Genomic DNA, 17,863 nt, shown 5'->3' on the forward strand with positions numbered 1-17,863 from the left:
CACGTCGCCTCTCTCAGAGGTGGTGCTGGTAGGACTCGTACGGGGCATCGGGCTCACCCGTCGGGCGGAAGTGGTCGATATTGGCCAGCGCGTGGCCCCACTCCTCACGGGGCTTCCACACGGCCTCCACCCGCATACCCATGCGCACCTCGGACGCCTCGCACCCGAGGACCAAGTGCAGGAACGGGATATCGGCACCGTCGAGAAGCACATAGGCGGCGACGTAGGGCGGTTTGATCCGCTGGCCGAGGAACGGCACGTTCACGATGCAGAAGGTGGTGACCGTGCCCTTGTCGGGCAGTTCGACCAGGTCGTCGGTGGGGGTGCCGTCGGTCGGGTTGGCCCCGCGCGGCGGGAAGTACACGGCCCCACCCGCTTCGGAGCGGCCGCCGATCAGCTTGCCCTCGGCGAGACCGCGCAGGTACACGCTCTCCTGGGGCGAGGCGGTGTGCTTGTAACTCATGTCGACAGGCGTCACCAGCACGGTCACCGGCTCGGCGGCGTCCTCGGCGGGTGGCGCGGTCGCGCCCTCGCCCGGCTCGAAGCAGGCGATGTCGGCGATGGTGCCTGCGCGTTCCTCGGCCCAGCGCACGCGCACCCGCATACCGGTGCTCACCTGTGCGGGCTCGGTCACGTCGAGGGCGTGGAGCATGCTGGTGTCGGCACCGTCGAGCTGCACGAGCACCCAGGCGAACGGGCGGTCGAACGGCTGACCGGGTAGCGGCTCGGCCACCCACGTCCACGATCGCACCGTGCCGGTCGTCTCCACCTGCACCAGTTCGGCCAGCGGGGCCGAGGTGACGGGATCGTATTCCTGGGCGGGCACGAGCACCCGGCCGTCACTGCCGCGCACGCCGAGTATGCGGCGTTCACGCAGTCCGGTCAGGAAGGCTCCGATGATCGGTCCGACGGATCTGGTGTAGTCGAACTGCACCCGAAGGGGTGCACTCAATACTTCCACTGCGGTATTCCCCTGGGTCACGATATCGAGTAGAACAGGTTCTTATTCTGCACGCAAGGATTCGCCGGAAAGGGCGTCGGCCATGAAATTCGGACTGCAACTCGGATACTGGGGTGCGCAGCCGCCCACAAACGCGGGCGAGATGGTCGTCGCGGCCGAGGAGGCCGGGTTCGACGCGGTGTTCGCGGCCGAGTCCTGGGGGTCTGATGCCTTCACCCCACTGGCCTGGTGGGGCTCCGCCACGCAGCGCGTACGGCTGGGCACCTCGGTGGCCCAGCTGTCGGCGCGGACCCCTGCGGCGGCCGCCATGCACGCGCTCACGCTGGATCACCTCAGCGGTGGCCGGGCCATCCTCGGGCTCGGCGTGTCCGGCCCGCAGGTGGTGGAGGGCTGGTACGGGCAGCCGTTCGCCCAGCCGCTGCGGCGCACCCGCGAGTACGTCGACATCGTGCGCAAGGTGCTGGCACGCGAGGCGCCGGTGACCTCCGACAGTCAGGCCTACGGCCTGCCCTACACCGGTCCCGGCGCCACCGGCCTGGGCAAACCGCTCAAGCCGATCGTCCATCCACTGCGCGCCGACCTGCCGATCTGGCTCGGTGCCGAAGGGCCGAAGAACATCGCGCAGACCGCCGAGATCGCCGACGGCTGGCTCGCGATCTACTACGCCCCGCGCCTGGCGGGCATGTACAACGAGTGGCTCGACGAGGGCTTCGCGCGGCCGGGCGCACGGCGTTCACGTGCGGATTTCGAGATCGCGGCCAGCGCCCAGGTGGTGGTAACCGACGATCCGGCCGCCGAGATCGAGCGGATGCGCTGGGTCACCTCGCTCTACATCGGCGGCATGGGCGCACCCGAGCTGAACTTCCACGCCCAGGTCTACAAGCGGATGGGCTACGACAAGGAGGTCGACGAGATCTCGGCGCTGTTCCGGGCCGGGCGCAAGGCCGAGGCCGCCGCCGCGGTGCCCGACGAGCTCATCACCGACACCGCGATCTTCGGCGACGAGGCGCACGTCCGCACCCGATTGCGGGAATGGGAGGACGCCGGCGTGACCATGATGCTGATCTCGGTTTCCGATGCCGAACAACTTCGTCGGCTCCAACCCCTTGTTACGCGGTAGAACACGTTCTAAATTCGTAGGGGTGAGCAGTCAGCAGACAACGGAAATCCTCGGACTGTGGAATATCGCCGCGGCCGAACCCGAGCGGGTCGCCGTCGTCGACCCGGACGGCCGGGAGATCACCTATCGAGAATTGGCCACCCTCGCCAACCGGTACGCCAACGGGCTACGCGGGATCGGATTGCGAACTGGAGACGTCGTTGTCAGCATGCTGCACAACGGCGTCGAGGCGATCGCCGCGTACTTCGCCGCCTACCAGTGCGGTTTCTACATCGTCGCGGTCAACTGGCATCTGACCGCGCCCGAGATCGCCTACATCCTCCAGGACAGTGAAGCCTCGGCCTTCCTGGCGAGCGAACGGTTCGCCGCCACCGCCGCCGCGGCCGCCGACGAGGCCGGACTCCCAGCCGACGCGCGGTTCGCCGTTGGCACCATCGAGGGCTTCCGGCCGGTGTCGTGGCTCGGCGCGGCCGATACCGGCAGGCCGGGCGAGCGCTCGGTCGGCGCACCGATGCTCTACACCTCCGGAACCACCGGGCGCCCCAAGGGCGTTCGCCGCCCGCTGACCGGCGCCGATCCCGACGAGGTCCCCGCGCCGAACAAGGCGTTCTTCAGCCTCTTCGGGCTGGCGCCCTACGACGACCACGTGCACATCTGCGGTTCGCCGCTCTATCACACCGCCGTACTGAACTTCTCGACCATCTCGATCCAGTTGGGGCACAAGCTCGTTCTGATGGACCGGTGGGACGCGCAGGACATGCTCGCACTCATCGAACGGCACCGGGTGACCCACTCGCACATGGTGCCCACCCAGTTCCATCGCCTGCTCGCCCTGCCCGACGAGGTACGCGCCCGCTACGACGTGTCGTCGCTGCGCAGCATGGTGCACGGCGCCGCGCCGTGCCCGCCGCAGACCAAGCGACAGATGCTGGAGTGGTGGGGTCCGGTCGTCACCGAGTACTACGCCGCCACCGAGGGCGGCGGCACGGTGATCTCCGGGACCGAATGGCTGGCCAAGCCGGGATCGGTCGGCAAGGCCTGGCCGTGGTCGGTCATCAAGATCCTCGACGAGACCGACGGCACCGAACTGCCGCCGGGCAAAGAGGGCCTGGTCTACATGAAGATGGGCGCCTCGAGCTTCGAGTACCACCACGCCAAGGAGAAGACCGAGGAGTCGCGCGTCGGTGATCTGTTCACCGTCGGCGACATCGGTTACCTCGACGAGGACGGCTACCTGTTCCTCTGCGACCGGCGCTCGGACCTCATCCTTTCCGGCGGCGTGAACATCTACCCGGCCGAGATCGAAGGCGTGCTGATGAGTCACCCGAAGGTCGCCGACGTGGCGGTTCTCGGTGTGCCCGACCCGGATTGGGGTCAGCAGGTGAAGGCGTTCGTGCAGCCGGTCGACGGTGTCGCGGGCGACGACGAACTCACCACCGACCTGCTCGCCTTCGCGGCCGGTCAGCTCGCCAAGTACAAGCTGCCCCGCACGGTGGAATACCGTGCGGAGCTGCCACGCGACCCCAACGGCAAGCTGTACAAGCGCAGGCTGCTCTGAAAGAGCCTGCCGCTCAGGCGGCTTCGCGCCACTCGGGCGGCAGGCCGAACAGCGGGAACAGGCGCTGGGTGTCGAGGAAGAAGTTGAGGCCGGCGATGGTGTCGCCCTCCAGTTCGAGCACCGTGATCGACCACGGCACCCAGACGCCGGGCTCCTCGCTCGGCTTGTAATGGCCGAACGCGGGCAGGCCGTTGGCGCCTTCCAGCGGAACCATCCGCGAATCGCGGCAGGCACTTCCGGTGCCGAGCATGAACGCCGCCACGTTCTCCGGACCGGAGATCCAGAGGTCGAAGGGCGGCATCGACAGCGCCACATCGGCTTTCAGCAAGGTGGTGAGCGCGTCCATGTCGTAGGCCTCGAAGGCCTTCACGAAGTCGTCGACGAGCTTGCGCTGATCGGGGTCGGTGTCGTCGAAGCCGTCGGTGACGGTCGGCTGCACCTTCGACATCGTCGAGCGGGCGCGTTGCAGCGCGCTGTTCACCGACGCGGGCGACATCATCAGCGCCTCCGCGGTCTCGCTCGCCGAGAAGCGCAGCACCTCACGCATGATCAGGATCGCGCGCTGGGTGGCGGGCAGATGCTGACACGCGGCGACGAACGCGAGGCGCAAGGTGTCTTTGGTCGAGGCGTGATCGGCCGGGTCGGCGCCGAAGGCGAGCGCGTTCGGGATCGGCTCGATCCACACGTAGTCCGGCTGCGGCATCGGCAGCGGCGAATCCGGGCGGCCCGGGCCGTTCAGATCCATCGGTCTGGCTCGGCTCTGCGGGCGATCGAGCATGTCGAGACAGATGTTGGTGGCGATCTTGTAGAGCCACGAGCGAAGGCTCGCCCGGCCCTCGAAGGAATCGTAGGAGCGCCAGGCGCGCGTGAACGTCTCCTGCACCGCGTCCTCGGCCTCGAAGGAGGAGCCGAGCATGCGGTAGGCGTACGCGCACAACTCGCGCCGGTGGGTTTCGAATTCGGCGAGGACCTCGGGGTCCGGTCCGGTGGTTGCGGTTGTGGCGTCCGTCATGGTTTCACGATGCCACAGGGGTCCGACAGCCGACAGAGGACGAATCGGACTATCGAGATTTCGCGAATTTTCCGGTTCGGCGATGAATCCCCACGCGTCACAGCGTCTACATGAACGAGACCGCAACGACGCTCCGAAAGGCTGAAAACCATGAGCAGCAAGATGATCTTCATCAACCTCCCCGTCGCCGACCTCGACCGCTCCAAGGGGTTCTACGAGGCGCTCGGGTGGAAGGTCAACGAGGACTTCACCGACCAGAACGCGGCCTGCATCGTCGTCGACGACAACATCTGCCTCATGCTGCTGACCAAGGACTTCTTCACGACGTTCAGCAAGCGTCCCATCGCCGATACCGGCAGCCAGGTCGCCGCGGCCTACGCGCTGTCGCTGGGTAGCGCCGAGGAGGTCGACGCGCTGACCGACGCCGCCGTCGCGGCCGGTGCGCGCGAGGAAGTCAACGACGACAAGCGCGCCGAAGAGGCACAGGTAGGCATGCACGGCCGCACCTTCATCGACCCGGACGGCCACCAGTGGGAGCCGTTCTTCATGAACTACCCGGGAGCCTGAGCCGACAAGAGGCGCCGGACACTGCACCCGGCGCCTTGGAAGGCCACTGAGGCGGAGGCGCGCCGATCCGACGAGCTTCAACTACTCTCATCCGTGATCGAGAAACGGGGTGGGAGTACAACGTGACTGACTCACAGGGCGAACCTTCGGCGAGCCTCTTCGTTGTTCCAGCGGAAGTCGGTCAGGTCGGTCAGTATCTGACCGACCTGGTGCAGCTGTTCGAATTCTCACTCGAAACCGCTGTGCGGGAAATCGATGAGATGGGCAAGACGTGGACCGGAACCGCTGCGGAAAACTTTGCCGAAAGATGGGCGCTGGTCTACGAACGGAGCCCGGAACTGCTCGGTTCACTGACCGGCCTGGCAAACTCTCTGCATGTTGTCTCTACGACTTTCACGCAACAAGACGGCACCGGTGCCGACCATATCAGTTCGCTTGATCTGGACTGAATAATGAGTAGCAGCAGGTTTACCGTTGATGTTGATCACCTAGAGCAGGTTTCGACAAAGCTGATTGGGCTCGCGGGCTTTCTCGGTGAGCAGTTGGATGTCTTCGACGCCAAGATGGCGACGCTGCGATCCGGCAGTTGGAGCGGAGCGGCGGCAGACGCTTTCGAGGCCGCGCAAGCCCAATGGGTGAGCGCTGCCAGGGAGTTCGTCGCGGGCGTCCAGGATGCTGGTGAAGAAATCGGCCGCCGCCGGGCCGGCTTCTTGAGAGTGCAAGCCATGAACATCAGAATGTCAAGAGTCTGATGGGATGGGAGATCGAGGCCGTTGATTACAGGAATGCTGCTTCTGCATGTCATAGAATAGCTTCCAAGATATTCGTTCAGCAGGGAAATCTTCATCGAGTTCTCACGTCCTCGTGTGTAGGGATGGCGGGTGACTACCATTTCACGGCCGCGTGGACTTCCGCGTACGAGGACGCGAGCTCATCGTGGATTGCGACGATGACAGTAATGGTCGAAGCGCTGAATCACTACGGAGATATCCTCCTGGCAACGGCATATAATTGGGACGTAATCAACCAGACCCTCCCGCATCCTGATCGTCCGACTCCGACTCCCTCGATTGGCAATCCCTACGTCTCTGTGCATGTAGCGAAGGGTGCAAACGGTGATGGCATACAGGTCAACGGAGTAGGGATGTCCAAGGTCGAGTCGATTCCGAACGGAGACACAGGAAAACTTCTGCTGGCCAGGTATGACGGATGGTCGAACAGTGGACTGCATGGTGATGTGACAACATCTCCCGACGAGATCGTCGCGATATCGCGCACCTTCGAGTACTCCACGGAGGAAAGCGTCAACCACGTAAGGGATCGCCTGAAGACGTTGGAGCTGGCGGCAAGAGACATAGTAAACGCCGCCAAGATCGTTCATGCCGCTGTCGAAAGCTACCATGAAAAGCTCCAGTCGCTGCGTACGACTATCAAGGCAAATCTGGAGTCGAACGGCAGTTGCAGGGTGATGGTTCTAGATACTTACGTGCTGGTCGATTGCTCGGCACCAATTTTTGGTGATGACCTCAAGGAAATGGTATATGACCCCGTGGAGTCCAGTGAGTTTCACCAGGTTGTAAGTAGTAGACCGTTTCTCGGACTCCCTGATCTAGCTGTTCATTCAGAGCGTCTCAAGGAGATAATCTCCCTGCCGATCGTTCTGGAAGGTGAGAGCCCGGATACCGGAGATGACTCGGGTGGCGCCAATTCCGTTCCTCCGCCTGTGTTGACAAATGTATCCGAGGAATATGTCCGCAGAAAGCATTACCCTGGAGGTTCGGAAAACACAAGCGATAAAGGTACTTTCAATGCAGCCGAAGATCCGTATGCGCTTGTAGACGCCGCTAAGAATTCACCACCAATTCCTCAGGGTGATGGAACGTATCGGCGTGAGGTGGTCGTATTCGACCGCTATGTCGGTAACGCCTCCATCAGTGAGGGCGGTGGCGTGCCGACGAGGAAGTATGTGGTGATTCAAGACCGATTCGGTACAGTTCGTACGATGTATCCTGTTAAAGAAGGGTGACTTGAAGTGGGTCTCGGAATCGCGATACAGGATATGAACCACAAGGTTGAGCAGCGCTTTACCGATGATGCGGAAAACACGCTGTATTTCCTCTGCGCTGCACAGCCCAAGACGTGTTTGCTTCGCGGGATCGACCGGTATGCCGACACGATGTTCAACAGGTGGCAGCTGATGATAATCCTCGAGCAGCTCGAGGAGATCGACGTGGAAACGCCAGCGCAACGGCAGGCGCTCGAGCAACTTCGTCGTCTGGCCGAGGCCGCTATCCGCGAGAACGGCTACCTGATGTTCATCGGAGACTGAGCGGACAGGCCGACCCGAAGGGCGCCGGGCACATGCCCGGCGCCCTGTGGCGTGTCAGGAGCCGGTGAAGTTCGGCTTGCGCTTCTCGGCGAAGGCTCGGGGGCCTTCCTTGGCGTCGGCCGATTTGAAGACCTCGATGCCGATCTTCGCCTCGATGGGGAACGCCTCGTTCTCCGGCATGGCCTCGGTTTCGCGCAGGGTGCGCAGCATCGCCTGGACGGCGAGGGGGCCGTTGTCGGCGATCTGGCCTGCCAAGGTGAGGGCCTTGTCGAGGGCGGTGCCGTCGGGGACCACGTGGCCGATCAGGCCGATCTCCTTGGCCTCGGCGGCGGTGATGTGCCGGCCGGTCAGCAGCAGATCGGCGGCCACGGTGTAGGGGATCTGGCGGGCCAGGCGCACGGCGGAACCGCCGAGCGGGAACAGGCCCCAGCGGGCCTCGGAGACGCCGAACTTGGCGCTTTCCCCGGCCACGCGCAGGTCGGTGCCCTGCAGGATCTCGGTGCCACCGGCGATGGCCGGGCCTTCGACCGCGGCGATGAGCGGCTTGCTCAGCCGCCGTCCCTTCAGCAGAGCCGGGAGGTAGGCCGGATCCCAGCCGCCGCCCGCGGCGGTGTCGCCCGGATGCGACGAACTCATCGCCTTCAGGTCCATCCCCGCGCAGAACGCGCCGCCCGCGCCGGTCAGGACCGCGACGCGGATATCGGGATCGCTGTCGACCTGGTCCCAGGCGTCGCGCATGATCGCCATCATCTCGCCGGACAAGGCGTTACGCGCCTCCGGACGGTTCATGGTGACGATGAGGACGTGGTCTCGCTTCTCGACCAGACAGTGGGCCATTTCGATGTCTCCTGACGTTCAGCCTTGTCAGAAACAGTAACACGTTCTATTTTTGTCTTTGTGAGCTACAACATAGCCGATCTCGTCGAACATGCCATCGACCTGATGTCCGACCGGATCGTGCTGGTTGGCGAACATCGTGAGTCGACCTACGCCGAACTGGAGGAGCGGGCCAACAAACTGGCCCACTACCTGCTGGAACAGGGTGTGCGTCCCGGCGACAAAGTCGGAATCTACAGCCGGAACACCGTGGAGGCCGTCGAAGCGATGGTCGCCGTCTTCAAGGCGCGGGCGGTGATGATCAACGTCAACTTCCGCTACGTCGAGAACGAGTTACTACACATCTTCGACAACTCGGACATGGTCGCCCTGGTCCATGAGCGCCGCTACAGCGACCGGGTGGCCGCGGTGCGCGACAAGGTGCCCGCCCTGAAGACGGTGATCGTCGTCGAGGACGGCACCGACACCCCGACCGCACCGGGAACGGTGGAATACGAGGCGGTCCTTGCCGATTCGTCCGGCGAGCGCGACTTCGGCGAACGCTCGCCCGACGACATCTACATGCTCTACACCGGCGGAACCACCGGCCTGCCCAAGGGCGTCATGTGGCGCCACGAGGACGTCTGGCGGGTGCTCGGCGCGGGCATCAACTTCGTGACCGGCGAATACGTCAAGGACGAATGGGAGCTGGCCAAGGTCGGCGCCGCCAACCCGCAGATGGTGCGCTACCCGATCCCGCCGATGATCCACGGCGGCTCGCAGTGGGCCACCTTCCACAGCCTGTTCGGTGGCGGCAAGGCCGTGATGATCCCGGAGTTCAGCGGGCACGGTGTCTGGCAGGCCGTCGACAAGCACGGCGTGAACCTGCTCTTCATCACCGGTGACGCGATGGCGCGCCCGATGCTCGACGCGCTCGCCGAGGGCAACCCGGAAACCGGTGAGCCCTACGACCTCTCGACGCTGTACGTGCTCGCCAGCAGCGCCGCACTGTTCTCGCCCTCGCTCAAGGACAAGTTCCTCGAGGTACTGCCCAACCGGATGATCTCCGACTCCATCGGTTCCTCGGAGACGGGCTTCGGCGGTCTGGCGCTGGTAACCAAGGGCGCCACCCACACCGGTGGTCCGCGGGTGAAGATCGACGCGGCCACCCAGGTGCTCGACGAGGACGGCAAGCCGGTGGAGCCCGGTTCCGGCGTCGTCGGCATGCTCGCGCGCAGCGGCCACATCCCGCTCGGCTACTACAAGGACGAGGCGAAGTCGGCCGCGACCTTCAAGAAGTACAACGGGATTCGCTACGCCATCCCCGGCGACTACGCGCGCGTCGAGGAGGACGGCACCGTCACCATGCTCGGCCGTGGTTCGGTGAGCATCAACAGCGGTGGCGAGAAGATCTACCCCGAAGAGGTGGAGGGCGCGCTCAAGGCCCACCCCGAGATCTTCGACGCGCTCGTCGTGGGTGTGGAGGACGAGCGGTGGGGTCAGCGGGTGTGTGCCGTTGTCCAGTGTCGCGGTGACAAGCGCCCCACCCTCACCGAGCTGAGGCCGCTGCTCACCCAGGAGATCGCCTCCTACAAGCAGCCACGCAGCCTGTGGTTCGTCGACGAGATCAAGCGCTCACCCGCCGGTAAACCCGATTACCGCTGGGCCAAGGAGCAGACCGACGCCCGTCCCGCCGATGAGCACGCCGACGCAGGCGCCTCCTGAGGCGACATAATCGAATCGGCCCGCCCAGCATCTCGCTGAGCGGGCCGATTCGTGTCTACCGGGCCTTCGCCACCGCGGTGGCCTCTCGGGCTTTGCCGCCACCAGAGCGTGGTGGCTCAGCGGGAGCGGAGTTCGGCGAGTTGGTAGGCGAGCCGGGTGCGGACGGCGGGGATTCGGGTGAGGACGCGCATGGCGGTGTTGCGGAGGGTGCGGGCGGGGGTGGAGCCGAGGGTGGCCATTTTCGTCATGCGATCGGTGAAGGCGACGACTTCGGTCGCGATTGGCCTGCGGGTCGTTTCGTAGGTGTCGAGCAGGGAATCCGGCTCGCCCGCCGTGACTTTCGCGAGCAGGGTGCCGAGCAGGGCGGCGTCCTGGATGCCGGTGTTCATGCCCTGGCCGCCCGCGGGGCTGTGGACGTGGGCGGCGTCGCCCGCGAGGAGAACGCGGCCGGCGCGGTACCGGTCGGCGACGCGGTGGTGCACGCGGAAGCGTGAGCTCCACAGGACCTCGTCGACGCGGACCTCGCCCGCCGGGCCGCGGGCGTCGAGGACGGCCTGGATGTCCGCGCGCGTGGGGTGTTCGGGTGCCTCGTCCACGGTGGCGACCACGCGGTAGCGCTCGCCGTCCGCGTCGGGGAGCGGGGCGACGACGGTGACGCCTTCGGGTGAAAGGTGCAGGGAGACCTCGCTACGCGGGGACGGCCAGGTCATCCGGACGTCGGCGAGGACGAACGAGGCGGGGTAGGTGTCGCCGGTGAAGCCGATGCCCGCCTGCTCGCGGACCACACTGTGCATACCGTCGGTGCCGACCACGTAGTCGGCCGCGATGCTGCCCGGTGTGCCGTCGGCGTTCACGTATTCGACGGTGGCGGAGTCGTTTTCGCTGCGGACCGCGGTCACCGTGATCGGGCGGTGCACCCGCCCGCCCGCCTTGTGGAGGCGGGCGAGCAGGACGCGCTCGGTGACGTCCTGGGGGACCATCAGGGTGTAGGGGAACGCGGTCGGCAGGTCGCCGAATTCGATGGTGGCAAGGGTCTTCGAGCCGTCGTGCACCTTGAAGGTCGGCACTTCGATGCCGAGTCCGACGAGTTCGTCGGCGATACCGAGCTCGTCGAGCACCTCGAGTGTCCTGGCGTGCACCACGGCGGCGCGAGAAGTGTTGGCGCCCTCGGCGAGACGGTCGATGAGCACGTGCTCGACGCCCGCTTCGGCGAGCACGATCGCGGTGGTGAGGCCGGCGGGGCCCGCGCCGACGATGACGACGGAAGTGGTTGCGGGGAGGGTGGTGGCGGCCATTTCGACTCCTGGTCAACGAGTGTTTGCCAACGCTTGTAGGCATAACGATAGACCCGGCGTAGCTAGGAAGTCAACGGTTGTTGGCCTACAATCGTTGGCATGTCATCCGCACCGCAAGAGCAGCCGGTCCGACGCTCCGATGCCACCCGCGCGGCCATCCTCGCCGCTGCCCGCGCCCGCTTCGCCGCCGACGGCTACGCCAAGGCCACCATTCGCGCCATCGCCGCCGACGCCGACATCGATCCATCGATGGTGATGCGCTACTTCGGCTCCAAGGACGGCCTCTTCGCCGCCGCGGCCCAGATCGACCTCGATCTCCCCGACCTCGGCGCCGCCGACCCGAACGCATTGGGGGAGCTACTGATCCGCCGCTTCCTCACCATCTGGGAGGACAACGACAACACCGTCCTGCTGATCCTGCTGCGCACTTCGATCACCGACGACGCGGTAGCCGAGCGAGTCCGCGAGATCTTCGCCGCCCAGGTCCTCCCCGCGGTCCTGCGCTTCGGCGATCCGGCCGACGCCCCCCGCCGCGCCGGATTGATCGTCACCCAACTCCTCGGCCTGGCCCTGTGCCGCTACATCCTGCGCCTACCGCCGGTGGTGGCTCTCGCCCCGACCCAGATCGTCACCGACATCGCGCCGACCTTGCAGCGCTACTTGACCTTGTGAGTCGGTGAACGACAGCCCTGGTCGGCATCGGTATGCGCAACCCGTCGGATGAAGCGTCGCGAGCGCGCGATCACGAGTATGCGAAAACCGCTGCGACCGCGTCGAAGTCGTGGTCGCAGCGGGCGACCGGCAGGTCGAACCGCCGGCTCGAAACGCGGCGCGCGGTGGTTGTCGCTTATCCCGCCAGCTGGGCGCCGAGGGCGAGGAGGTGGGGGGTCGCGCCGCCGAGGGCGAATTCGTGGTGCTTGGCGGCGGTGAAGTAGTTGTGGGTGATGTGGTCGCGGTCGATGCCGAGGCCGCCGTGGACGTGGACGACGGTGTGGGCGACCTTGTGGCCCGCTTCGGCTGCCCAGAACTTGGCGATGTGTACCGCCTCGGTGGCGGGCAGGCCCTCGGACAGGCGCCAGGCCGCCTGGGTGACGGTGAGGCGGAGGCCGCCGATGTCGATGTAGGCGTCGGCCAGGCGCTGGGCCACCGACTGGAAGGAGCCGATGGCCTTGCCGAACTGTTCGCGGGTGCGGGTGTGCTCGGCGGTGATGTCGAGTGCGCGTTCCAGGGTGCCGAGCTGCAGGGCGGAGAGGCCGAGCCAGGCGCGCTCGCGCAGCCAGGTGAGGATGTCGGCGCCGGATTCCACGGTGCCGAGCAGTTCGGCCGGGGTATCCGCGAACTCGACGAGGAATTCGGGGGACAGGTCGACGACCTGCTGCGGCGTCACCACGGCATTCGCCGGGTCGACCAGGAATACCGCCACGGTGCCGGCCGCCGAGTCATCGCCGGAAATCAACGCGGGGACCAGGATTCGCTCTGCCCGGTCCGCGTACGGGACGGTCGTCGCGACGCCGGTCAATGTCCACGCGGCGCCCGTGCCGCGCGAGGGTGAATCGTCACCGGCTGGGTTGCTGCTCGCCGGATCGGCCGCGGCGGCGGGGCTGTCGGCAGAGGCAGGAGTCGCGGTGATCCCGGGTGCACCGATCGGATCGTGCAGCGACGACGACAGAGCCGCCGTCAGCACCACCTCACCCGCCCCTGCGCGCTGTGCCAGCGCGTGCTGGTCCGCCTCGCCGAACCGCGCGAGCGCACCCGCACCGAGCACGATCGACCACAGGTACGGCACCGCGGCAACGGAGCGGCCGAGTTCGCGCAGGACAGCGGACTGCTCGAGCTCGCCGAAATCGCTGCCGCCCAGCGTGTCCGGCAGTGCGGCAGCGAGCACGCCGGTTTCGGCGAGCGCCTTCCAGAGCTGCTCGTCGAAGCGGCCCGGTGTGTCGAGCTCACGCAGCCGATCGGCGGTGACGAGTTTGGCGCAGACCTCGCCGGTGAGGCGGGCGAGGTCGGTCTGGGCTTCGGTGGGGGTGAAATCCATGGCGGTTTACCGGCTTTCGTGGATCAGCGGGCGGCGGCGGGCTGGCGCAGGGCGGTCATGGCGATGATGTCGCGCTGCACCTCGTTGGTACCGCCGCCGAAGGTGAGGATCAGGGCGGCGCGGTGCATCCGCTCCAGCCTGCCGAGCAGCACCGCACCGGGGGAGTCCTGGCGCAGGTAGGCGTCGGCGCCGACCACTTCCATCAGCAGCCGGTAGGCCTCGGTGGCCAGCTCGGTGCCGTACACCTTGCACGCGGAGGCATCCCACGGGCGCGGCGCGGCCTCGCCGCCCTGGTCGGCGCGGCTGGCGATCTCCCAGTTCAGCAGCTTCAGATATTCGACCTTGGCATGTACGCGGGCCAGATTCAGCCGCGCCCATTCCTGGTCGATCACGCGAGAACCGTCGGGCAGCAGCGTGTCACGGGCCCACGCGGTCGTCTGCGCCACGGCCAGCGACAGTGGCCCGGCCGAGGTGAGAGCGACCCGCTCGTGGTTGAGCTGGTTGGTGATCAGCGACCAGCCGCCGTTCTCCGGGCCGACCATCGACGACGCGGGAACGCGAACATCCTGGTAGTAGGTGGCGCTGGTGTCGGGCCCGGCCATGGTGTGCACCGGCGTCCAGGAGAAGCCCTCGGCGGAGGTCGGCACGATGAACATGCTGATCCCCTTGTGCTTCTTGGCAGCGGGGTCGGTGCGCACGGCCAGCCAGATGTAGTCGGCGTAGGCGATGAGGCTGGTCCACATCTTCTGACCGTTGACGACGAAGTCGTCGCCGTCGCGCACCGCGGCGGTGCGCAGCGAGGCCAGGTCGGTACCCGCGCCCGGCTCGGAATAGCCGATCGCGAAGTGCAGCTCACCGGCGGCGATGCGGGGCAGGAAGAACTTCTTCTGCTCCTCGGTGCCGTACTGCATGATGGTCGGCGCCACCGAGTTGAGCGTCAGGAACGGGACGGGCGCACCCGCGATGGCGGCCTCTTCCACGAAGATCAGCTGATCCATGGTGGTCCGGTCCTGGCCGCCGTACTCCTTGGGCCAGCTCAGCGTGAGCCAGCCGTCGCGGCCCATCTGACGCACCACCTCGCGGTATACGTCGCCCTCGCCGTACTCGCCGGTCTGCAGGCTCAGCGCCTTCTTGCGCTCCGGTGTCATGAGCCCGGCGAAATACGCGCGCAGCTCGGCGCGCAATTCTTCCTGCTGCGGCGTGTACGCGACGCGCATGCTTCCCACCTCGGTGTCGAACTCCAGCTTTCAGTGAGCCGATCATTGCACAGCAACTGGAACATGTTCCAGTATTGACAGTGAATCGGTGCCGGTTCTCACCGCGCGAGGTATGTCATCCGGGTTACTCTCGCCGAGACCGTCTGGAAGGAAGATCCCATGAAGATCATCGTCGATTTCGACCGCTGCGAAGCGAACGGCGTCTGCGTCGGAATCGCCCCTGACATGTTCGAACTCGATGACGACGATCAGCTGGCCGTCGCCGAGGGCGATATCGCCGCCGACCGCGTCGCCGATGCGGAGGAGGCGGTGGCGCAGTGCCCGAAGGCCGCGCTGCGATTGGCGTGATCGCCTCTTGTCGGATGGTGAAACACGTTCTAAAGTCGGCCCGATGAGTGTGATGCAGACTTCACTGGAGGGCCGGGTCGCCGTCGTGACCGGTGCGGGCGCGGGTCTCGGCCGGGCCGAGGCGCTCGCGCTGGCCTCGGCGGGCGCGGCGGTGGTCGTCAACGACCTCACCGAGGACGCGGCCGCCGAAACGATCGCCGCAATACGCGAACTCGGCGGAAAAGCGGAATTCGTCGGTGGAAGTATCGCCGAACGTGCCACTGCCGACGCGCTCGTCACCACCGCGCGGGAATCGCTCGGGGGCCTCGATATCGTTGTCAACAATGCGGGTATTACGCGCGATCGCATGCTGTTCAACATGTCCGACGAAGACTGGGACGCGGTCCTCGCCGTTCATCTGCGCGGCCATTTTCTTTTGTCGCGCAATGCTTGTTCGTATTGGCGAACAGCCTCCAAAGCGGCGGGCGAACCGGTGTACGGGCGGTTGATCAATACCTCCTCCGAGGCCGGTCTGCTCGGTCCGGAAGGCCAGGCGAACTACGGTGCGGCCAAGGCGGGCATCACGGCGCTCACCCTTTCGGCGGCGCGCGGATTGTCGCGTTACGGCGTGCGGGCCAACGCGATCTGCCCGCGTGCGCGCACGGCCATGACCGAGGCTGTCTTCTCCGAGGCGCCCGAGGGTCAGGTCGACCCGCTGGCTCCCGAACATGTCGCGAAACTGGTCGCCTACCTGGCCTCACCCGCGGCCGACGAGGTGAACGGGCAGGTCTTCGTGGTCTACGGCCCGATGGTCGCGCTGATGGCGCCGCCGACGGTCGAGCAGCGCTTCGATGCCGCGGGCGAACAGTGGGCCGAGGACGATCTCGCCTCGACCCTGCGGCAGTACTTCGCCGGCCGCCCGGCCGATCACACTTTCTCGGCGCGAGCGCTTCGCGATCTCGGCTGAGGGTTGCCCGATGTTGGCCGGGCGGAAAGTCGCCGACCCGGCTCGCCGCAGATCTGTTGTACGCCGGTCCAGGTATTGGTAGACATGGACGTCGGCGTGTGTGGTGTCTCACAGGAGGTCTGGGTGAAGCGGTCAGGAGTCGTTTCAGTTCGGATGGCATTTTCCGGGAAAAACTCCTGGTACAAGTCTCTGGAAATCGCAGACATTCGTGAGAACGTGTTCTAGTCTTTGGGCAGTCTTCAGATCGGGGTGGCGGTGAAGTACGGAAACGCGGACGCCATGGTCCGCCCGTCTAACGAGGAGGATTGCCGGTGAACGACCTCCTTGCTGTCCCGTTGCGGGCAGTCGGCGGATTCTTCGAACTCGGCGCGGAAGTGGCACGAGCCGCCTTCCGCAGGCCGTTCCAATGGCGTGAGTTCGTCGACCAGTCCTGGTTCGTCGCGCGCGTCTCCATCCTGCCGACGCTGCTGGTGGCCATCCCGTTCACCGTGCTCGTCGTGTTCACCCTCAACATCCTGTTGCGCGAGATCGGTGCCGCCGACCTCAGCGGGGCGGCCGCCGCGTTCGGCGCCGTCACGCAGGTCGGCCCGATCGTCACGGTGCTGATCGTGGCCGGAGCGGGTGCGACAGCGATCTGCGCCGACCTCGGCGCCCGCACCATTCGGGAGGAGATCGACGCGATGAAGGTGCTCGGGATCGACCCGGTGAGCCGGCTGGTCGTGCCGCGCGTGCTCGCCTCGATGTTCGTGGCGCTGATGCTCAACAGCCTGGTGTGCACGGTCGGCATCGTCGGTGGCTTCGCGTTCTCGGTGTTTCTGCAAGGCGTGAATCCCGGTGCTTTCGTCAACGGCATTCCGCTGCTCACCAATCTGCCCGAGCTGATCATCTCCGAAATCAAGGCGGGCCTGTTCGGGCTCATCGCCGGAATGGTCGCCTGTTATCTCGGGCTGCAGGTGAAAGGCGGGCCCAAGAGTGTGGGCGACGCCGTGAACCAGACCGTCGTGTTCGCCTTCATGGCGCTGTTCGTGGTGAATGTCGTCGTCACCGCGATCGGCCTGAAATTCACGGTGCGGTGAACACATGGCCTTCGTAGTTCGTTCCAAATTTCCCCGCGCGGTCCGTCGGTACGAGCGGGCGTCCAAGGCGATGGACTCCCTCGGTGACAAGGCGATCTTCTTCGTGAAGGCACTCGGCTCGGTACCGCGTGCCCTGGTGCACTACCGCACCGAGACCATCCGACTCATCGCCGAGATCAGCATGGGCAGTGGCGCTCTCGCCGTGATCGGCGGAACCGTGGTCATCGTCGGCTTCCTGACGCTGATGGCGGGCGGCACCATCGCGGTGCAGGGCTACAGCTCGCTCGGCAATATCGGTGTCGAGGCGCTCACCGGCTTCTTCGCCGCCTTCATCAATGTGCGCATCGCGGCGCCGGTGATCTCCGGTATCGGCCTGGCCGCGACCATCGGCGCGGGCGCGACCGCTCAGCTCGGCGCCATGCGCGTGGCCGAGGAGATCGACGCGCTGGAATCGATGGCGATCCGGCCGGTGCCGTTCCTGGTCGGCACCCGGGTGCTGGCGGGCATGATCGCGATCGTGCCGCTCTACGCCCTGGCGGTGATCGCCTCGTTCATCGCCAGCCGCTTCGCCACCGTGGTGATCTACGGGCAGTCGGCGGGCGTCTACGACCACTACTTCTCGACCTTCCTCATCCCCAGCGACATCCTGTGGTCGTTCGCGCAGGCGATGGTGATGGCCCTGGCCGTGATGCTGATCCACACCTACTACGGCTTCCACGCCGCGGGCGGTCCGGTCGGCGTCGGTGTGGCGGTCGGCAACGCGGTGCGGGCCTCGCTGGTCGCGGTCGTCACGGTGACGCTGCTGATCTCGCTGGCCATCTACGGCACCTCCGGCAACTTCCACCTCTCGGGATAGCG

General features: G+C 66.0%; 19 protein-coding genes. 13 read left to right on the plus strand and 6 right to left on the minus strand.

What is annotated here, in order from left to right; all coding sequences use genetic code 11:
* Positions 1–13 precede the first annotated feature (13 nt).
* Complete coding sequence (locus ACWEVR_RS15080; protein WP_452467419.1) at positions 14–982, minus strand: Zn-ribbon domain-containing OB-fold protein; 969 nt, start codon at positions 980–982, stop codon at positions 14–16.
* A 61-nt stretch (positions 983–1,043) separates the two neighbouring features.
* Here ACWEVR_RS15080 and ACWEVR_RS15085 point away from each other — a divergent pair, with 61 nt between their 5' ends.
* Positions 1,044–2,081, plus strand: a complete 1,038-nt coding sequence (locus tag ACWEVR_RS15085; RefSeq protein ID WP_067640690.1) for an LLM class F420-dependent oxidoreductase — start codon at positions 1,044–1,046, stop codon at positions 2,079–2,081.
* A gap of 22 nt (positions 2,082–2,103) precedes the next feature.
* Complete coding sequence (locus ACWEVR_RS15090) at positions 2,104–3,639, plus strand: acyl-CoA synthetase (RefSeq protein WP_452467420.1); 1,536 nt, start codon at positions 2,104–2,106, stop codon at positions 3,637–3,639.
* 13 nt (positions 3,640–3,652) lie between these two features.
* On the opposite strand, the gene ACWEVR_RS15095 is transcribed toward ACWEVR_RS15090, so the two are convergent.
* On the minus strand, positions 3,653–4,651 hold the full coding sequence (locus ACWEVR_RS15095) for a sigma-70 family RNA polymerase sigma factor (protein ID WP_452467421.1): 999 nt from the start codon (positions 4,649–4,651) through the stop codon (positions 3,653–3,655).
* 150 nt (positions 4,652–4,801) lie between these two features.
* On the opposite strand from ACWEVR_RS15095, the gene ACWEVR_RS15100 reads away from it, so the two are divergent.
* From ACWEVR_RS15100 to ACWEVR_RS15120, 5 genes are all read left to right on the plus strand, one after another.
* Positions 4,802–5,218 carry a VOC family protein gene (locus tag ACWEVR_RS15100; RefSeq protein ID WP_067492273.1) on the plus strand — a complete coding sequence of 139 codons (417 nt, stop codon included), beginning with the start codon at positions 4,802–4,804 and terminating at the stop codon, positions 5,216–5,218.
* Between the two features lie 122 nt (positions 5,219–5,340).
* On the plus strand, positions 5,341–5,667 hold the full coding sequence (locus ACWEVR_RS15105; protein ID WP_452467422.1) for a WXG100 family type VII secretion target: 327 nt from the start codon (positions 5,341–5,343) through the stop codon (positions 5,665–5,667).
* Positions 5,668–5,670: 3 nt separating this feature from the next.
* The gene (locus ACWEVR_RS15110) at positions 5,671–5,970 is read left to right on the plus strand and encodes a WXG100 family type VII secretion target (RefSeq protein WP_452467423.1); all 300 of its coding nucleotides are present in this window, start codon (positions 5,671–5,673) and stop codon (positions 5,968–5,970) included.
* Positions 5,970–7,244 (plus strand): hypothetical protein, encoded by a 1,275-nt coding sequence (locus ACWEVR_RS15115; protein WP_452467424.1) that lies wholly within the window; start codon positions 5,970–5,972, stop codon positions 7,242–7,244. The genes ACWEVR_RS15110 and ACWEVR_RS15115 overlap by 1 nt, the downstream gene beginning before the upstream one ends.
* A 6-nt stretch (positions 7,245–7,250) precedes the next feature.
* Positions 7,251–7,547 carry a hypothetical protein gene (locus tag ACWEVR_RS15120; RefSeq protein WP_452467425.1) on the plus strand — a complete coding sequence of 99 codons (297 nt, stop codon included), beginning with the start codon at positions 7,251–7,253 and terminating at the stop codon, positions 7,545–7,547.
* Between the two features lie 54 nt (positions 7,548–7,601).
* Here the strand turns inward: ACWEVR_RS15120 and ACWEVR_RS15125 are convergent, their stop codons facing one another.
* Positions 7,602–8,384 carry a crotonase/enoyl-CoA hydratase family protein gene (locus ACWEVR_RS15125; RefSeq protein WP_452467426.1) on the minus strand — a complete coding sequence of 261 codons (783 nt, stop codon included), beginning with the start codon at positions 8,382–8,384 and terminating at the stop codon, positions 7,602–7,604.
* Between the two features lie 60 nt (positions 8,385–8,444).
* On the opposite strand from ACWEVR_RS15125, the gene ACWEVR_RS15130 reads away from it, so the two are divergent.
* Entirely contained in the window at positions 8,445–10,088 is a 1,644-nt protein-coding gene (locus ACWEVR_RS15130) for an acyl-CoA synthetase (RefSeq protein ID WP_452467427.1), read from the plus strand.
* Positions 10,089–10,204: 116 nt separating this feature from the next.
* On the opposite strand, the gene ACWEVR_RS15135 is transcribed toward ACWEVR_RS15130, so the two are convergent.
* On the minus strand, positions 10,205–11,383 hold the full coding sequence (locus ACWEVR_RS15135) for an FAD-dependent monooxygenase (protein WP_452467428.1): 1,179 nt from the start codon (positions 11,381–11,383) through the stop codon (positions 10,205–10,207).
* 99 nt (positions 11,384–11,482) lie between these two features.
* On the opposite strand from ACWEVR_RS15135, the gene ACWEVR_RS15140 reads away from it, so the two are divergent.
* Positions 11,483–12,055, plus strand: a complete 573-nt coding sequence (locus ACWEVR_RS15140; protein WP_452467429.1) for a TetR/AcrR family transcriptional regulator — start codon at positions 11,483–11,485, stop codon at positions 12,053–12,055.
* A 175-nt stretch (positions 12,056–12,230) separates the two neighbouring features.
* Here the strand turns inward: ACWEVR_RS15140 and ACWEVR_RS15145 are convergent, their stop codons facing one another.
* Both ACWEVR_RS15145 and ACWEVR_RS15150 read right to left on the minus strand, forming a co-directional pair.
* Positions 12,231–13,418, minus strand: coding sequence for an acyl-CoA dehydrogenase family protein (locus ACWEVR_RS15145; protein ID WP_452467430.1), 1,188 nt, complete (start codon positions 13,416–13,418; stop codon positions 12,231–12,233).
* A 23-nt stretch (positions 13,419–13,441) separates the two neighbouring features.
* Positions 13,442–14,635, minus strand: coding sequence for an acyl-CoA dehydrogenase family protein (locus ACWEVR_RS15150; RefSeq protein WP_452467431.1), 1,194 nt, complete (start codon positions 14,633–14,635; stop codon positions 13,442–13,444).
* Positions 14,636–14,794: 159 nt separating this feature from the next.
* Between ACWEVR_RS15150 and ACWEVR_RS15155 the strand changes: the two genes are divergently transcribed.
* From ACWEVR_RS15155 to ACWEVR_RS15170, 4 genes are all read left to right on the plus strand, one after another.
* On the plus strand, positions 14,795–14,983 hold the full coding sequence (locus tag ACWEVR_RS15155) for a ferredoxin (RefSeq protein WP_452467432.1): 189 nt from the start codon (positions 14,795–14,797) through the stop codon (positions 14,981–14,983).
* 43 nt (positions 14,984–15,026) lie between these two features.
* Entirely contained in the window at positions 15,027–15,929 is a 903-nt protein-coding gene (locus tag ACWEVR_RS15160; RefSeq protein ID WP_452467433.1) for a 3-oxoacyl-ACP reductase, read from the plus strand.
* A gap of 311 nt (positions 15,930–16,240) precedes the next feature.
* Entirely contained in the window at positions 16,241–17,005 is a 765-nt protein-coding gene (locus tag ACWEVR_RS15165; RefSeq protein WP_067492283.1) for an MlaE family ABC transporter permease, read from the plus strand.
* A gap of 4 nt (positions 17,006–17,009) precedes the next feature.
* Positions 17,010–17,861: an MlaE family ABC transporter permease gene (locus ACWEVR_RS15170; RefSeq protein WP_067640714.1), complete on the plus strand. Its 852-nt coding sequence runs from the start codon at positions 17,010–17,012 to the stop codon at positions 17,859–17,861.
* Positions 17,862–17,863 lie beyond the last annotated feature (2 nt).

This window comes from Nocardia sp. NPDC003979, from assembly GCF_053605015.1.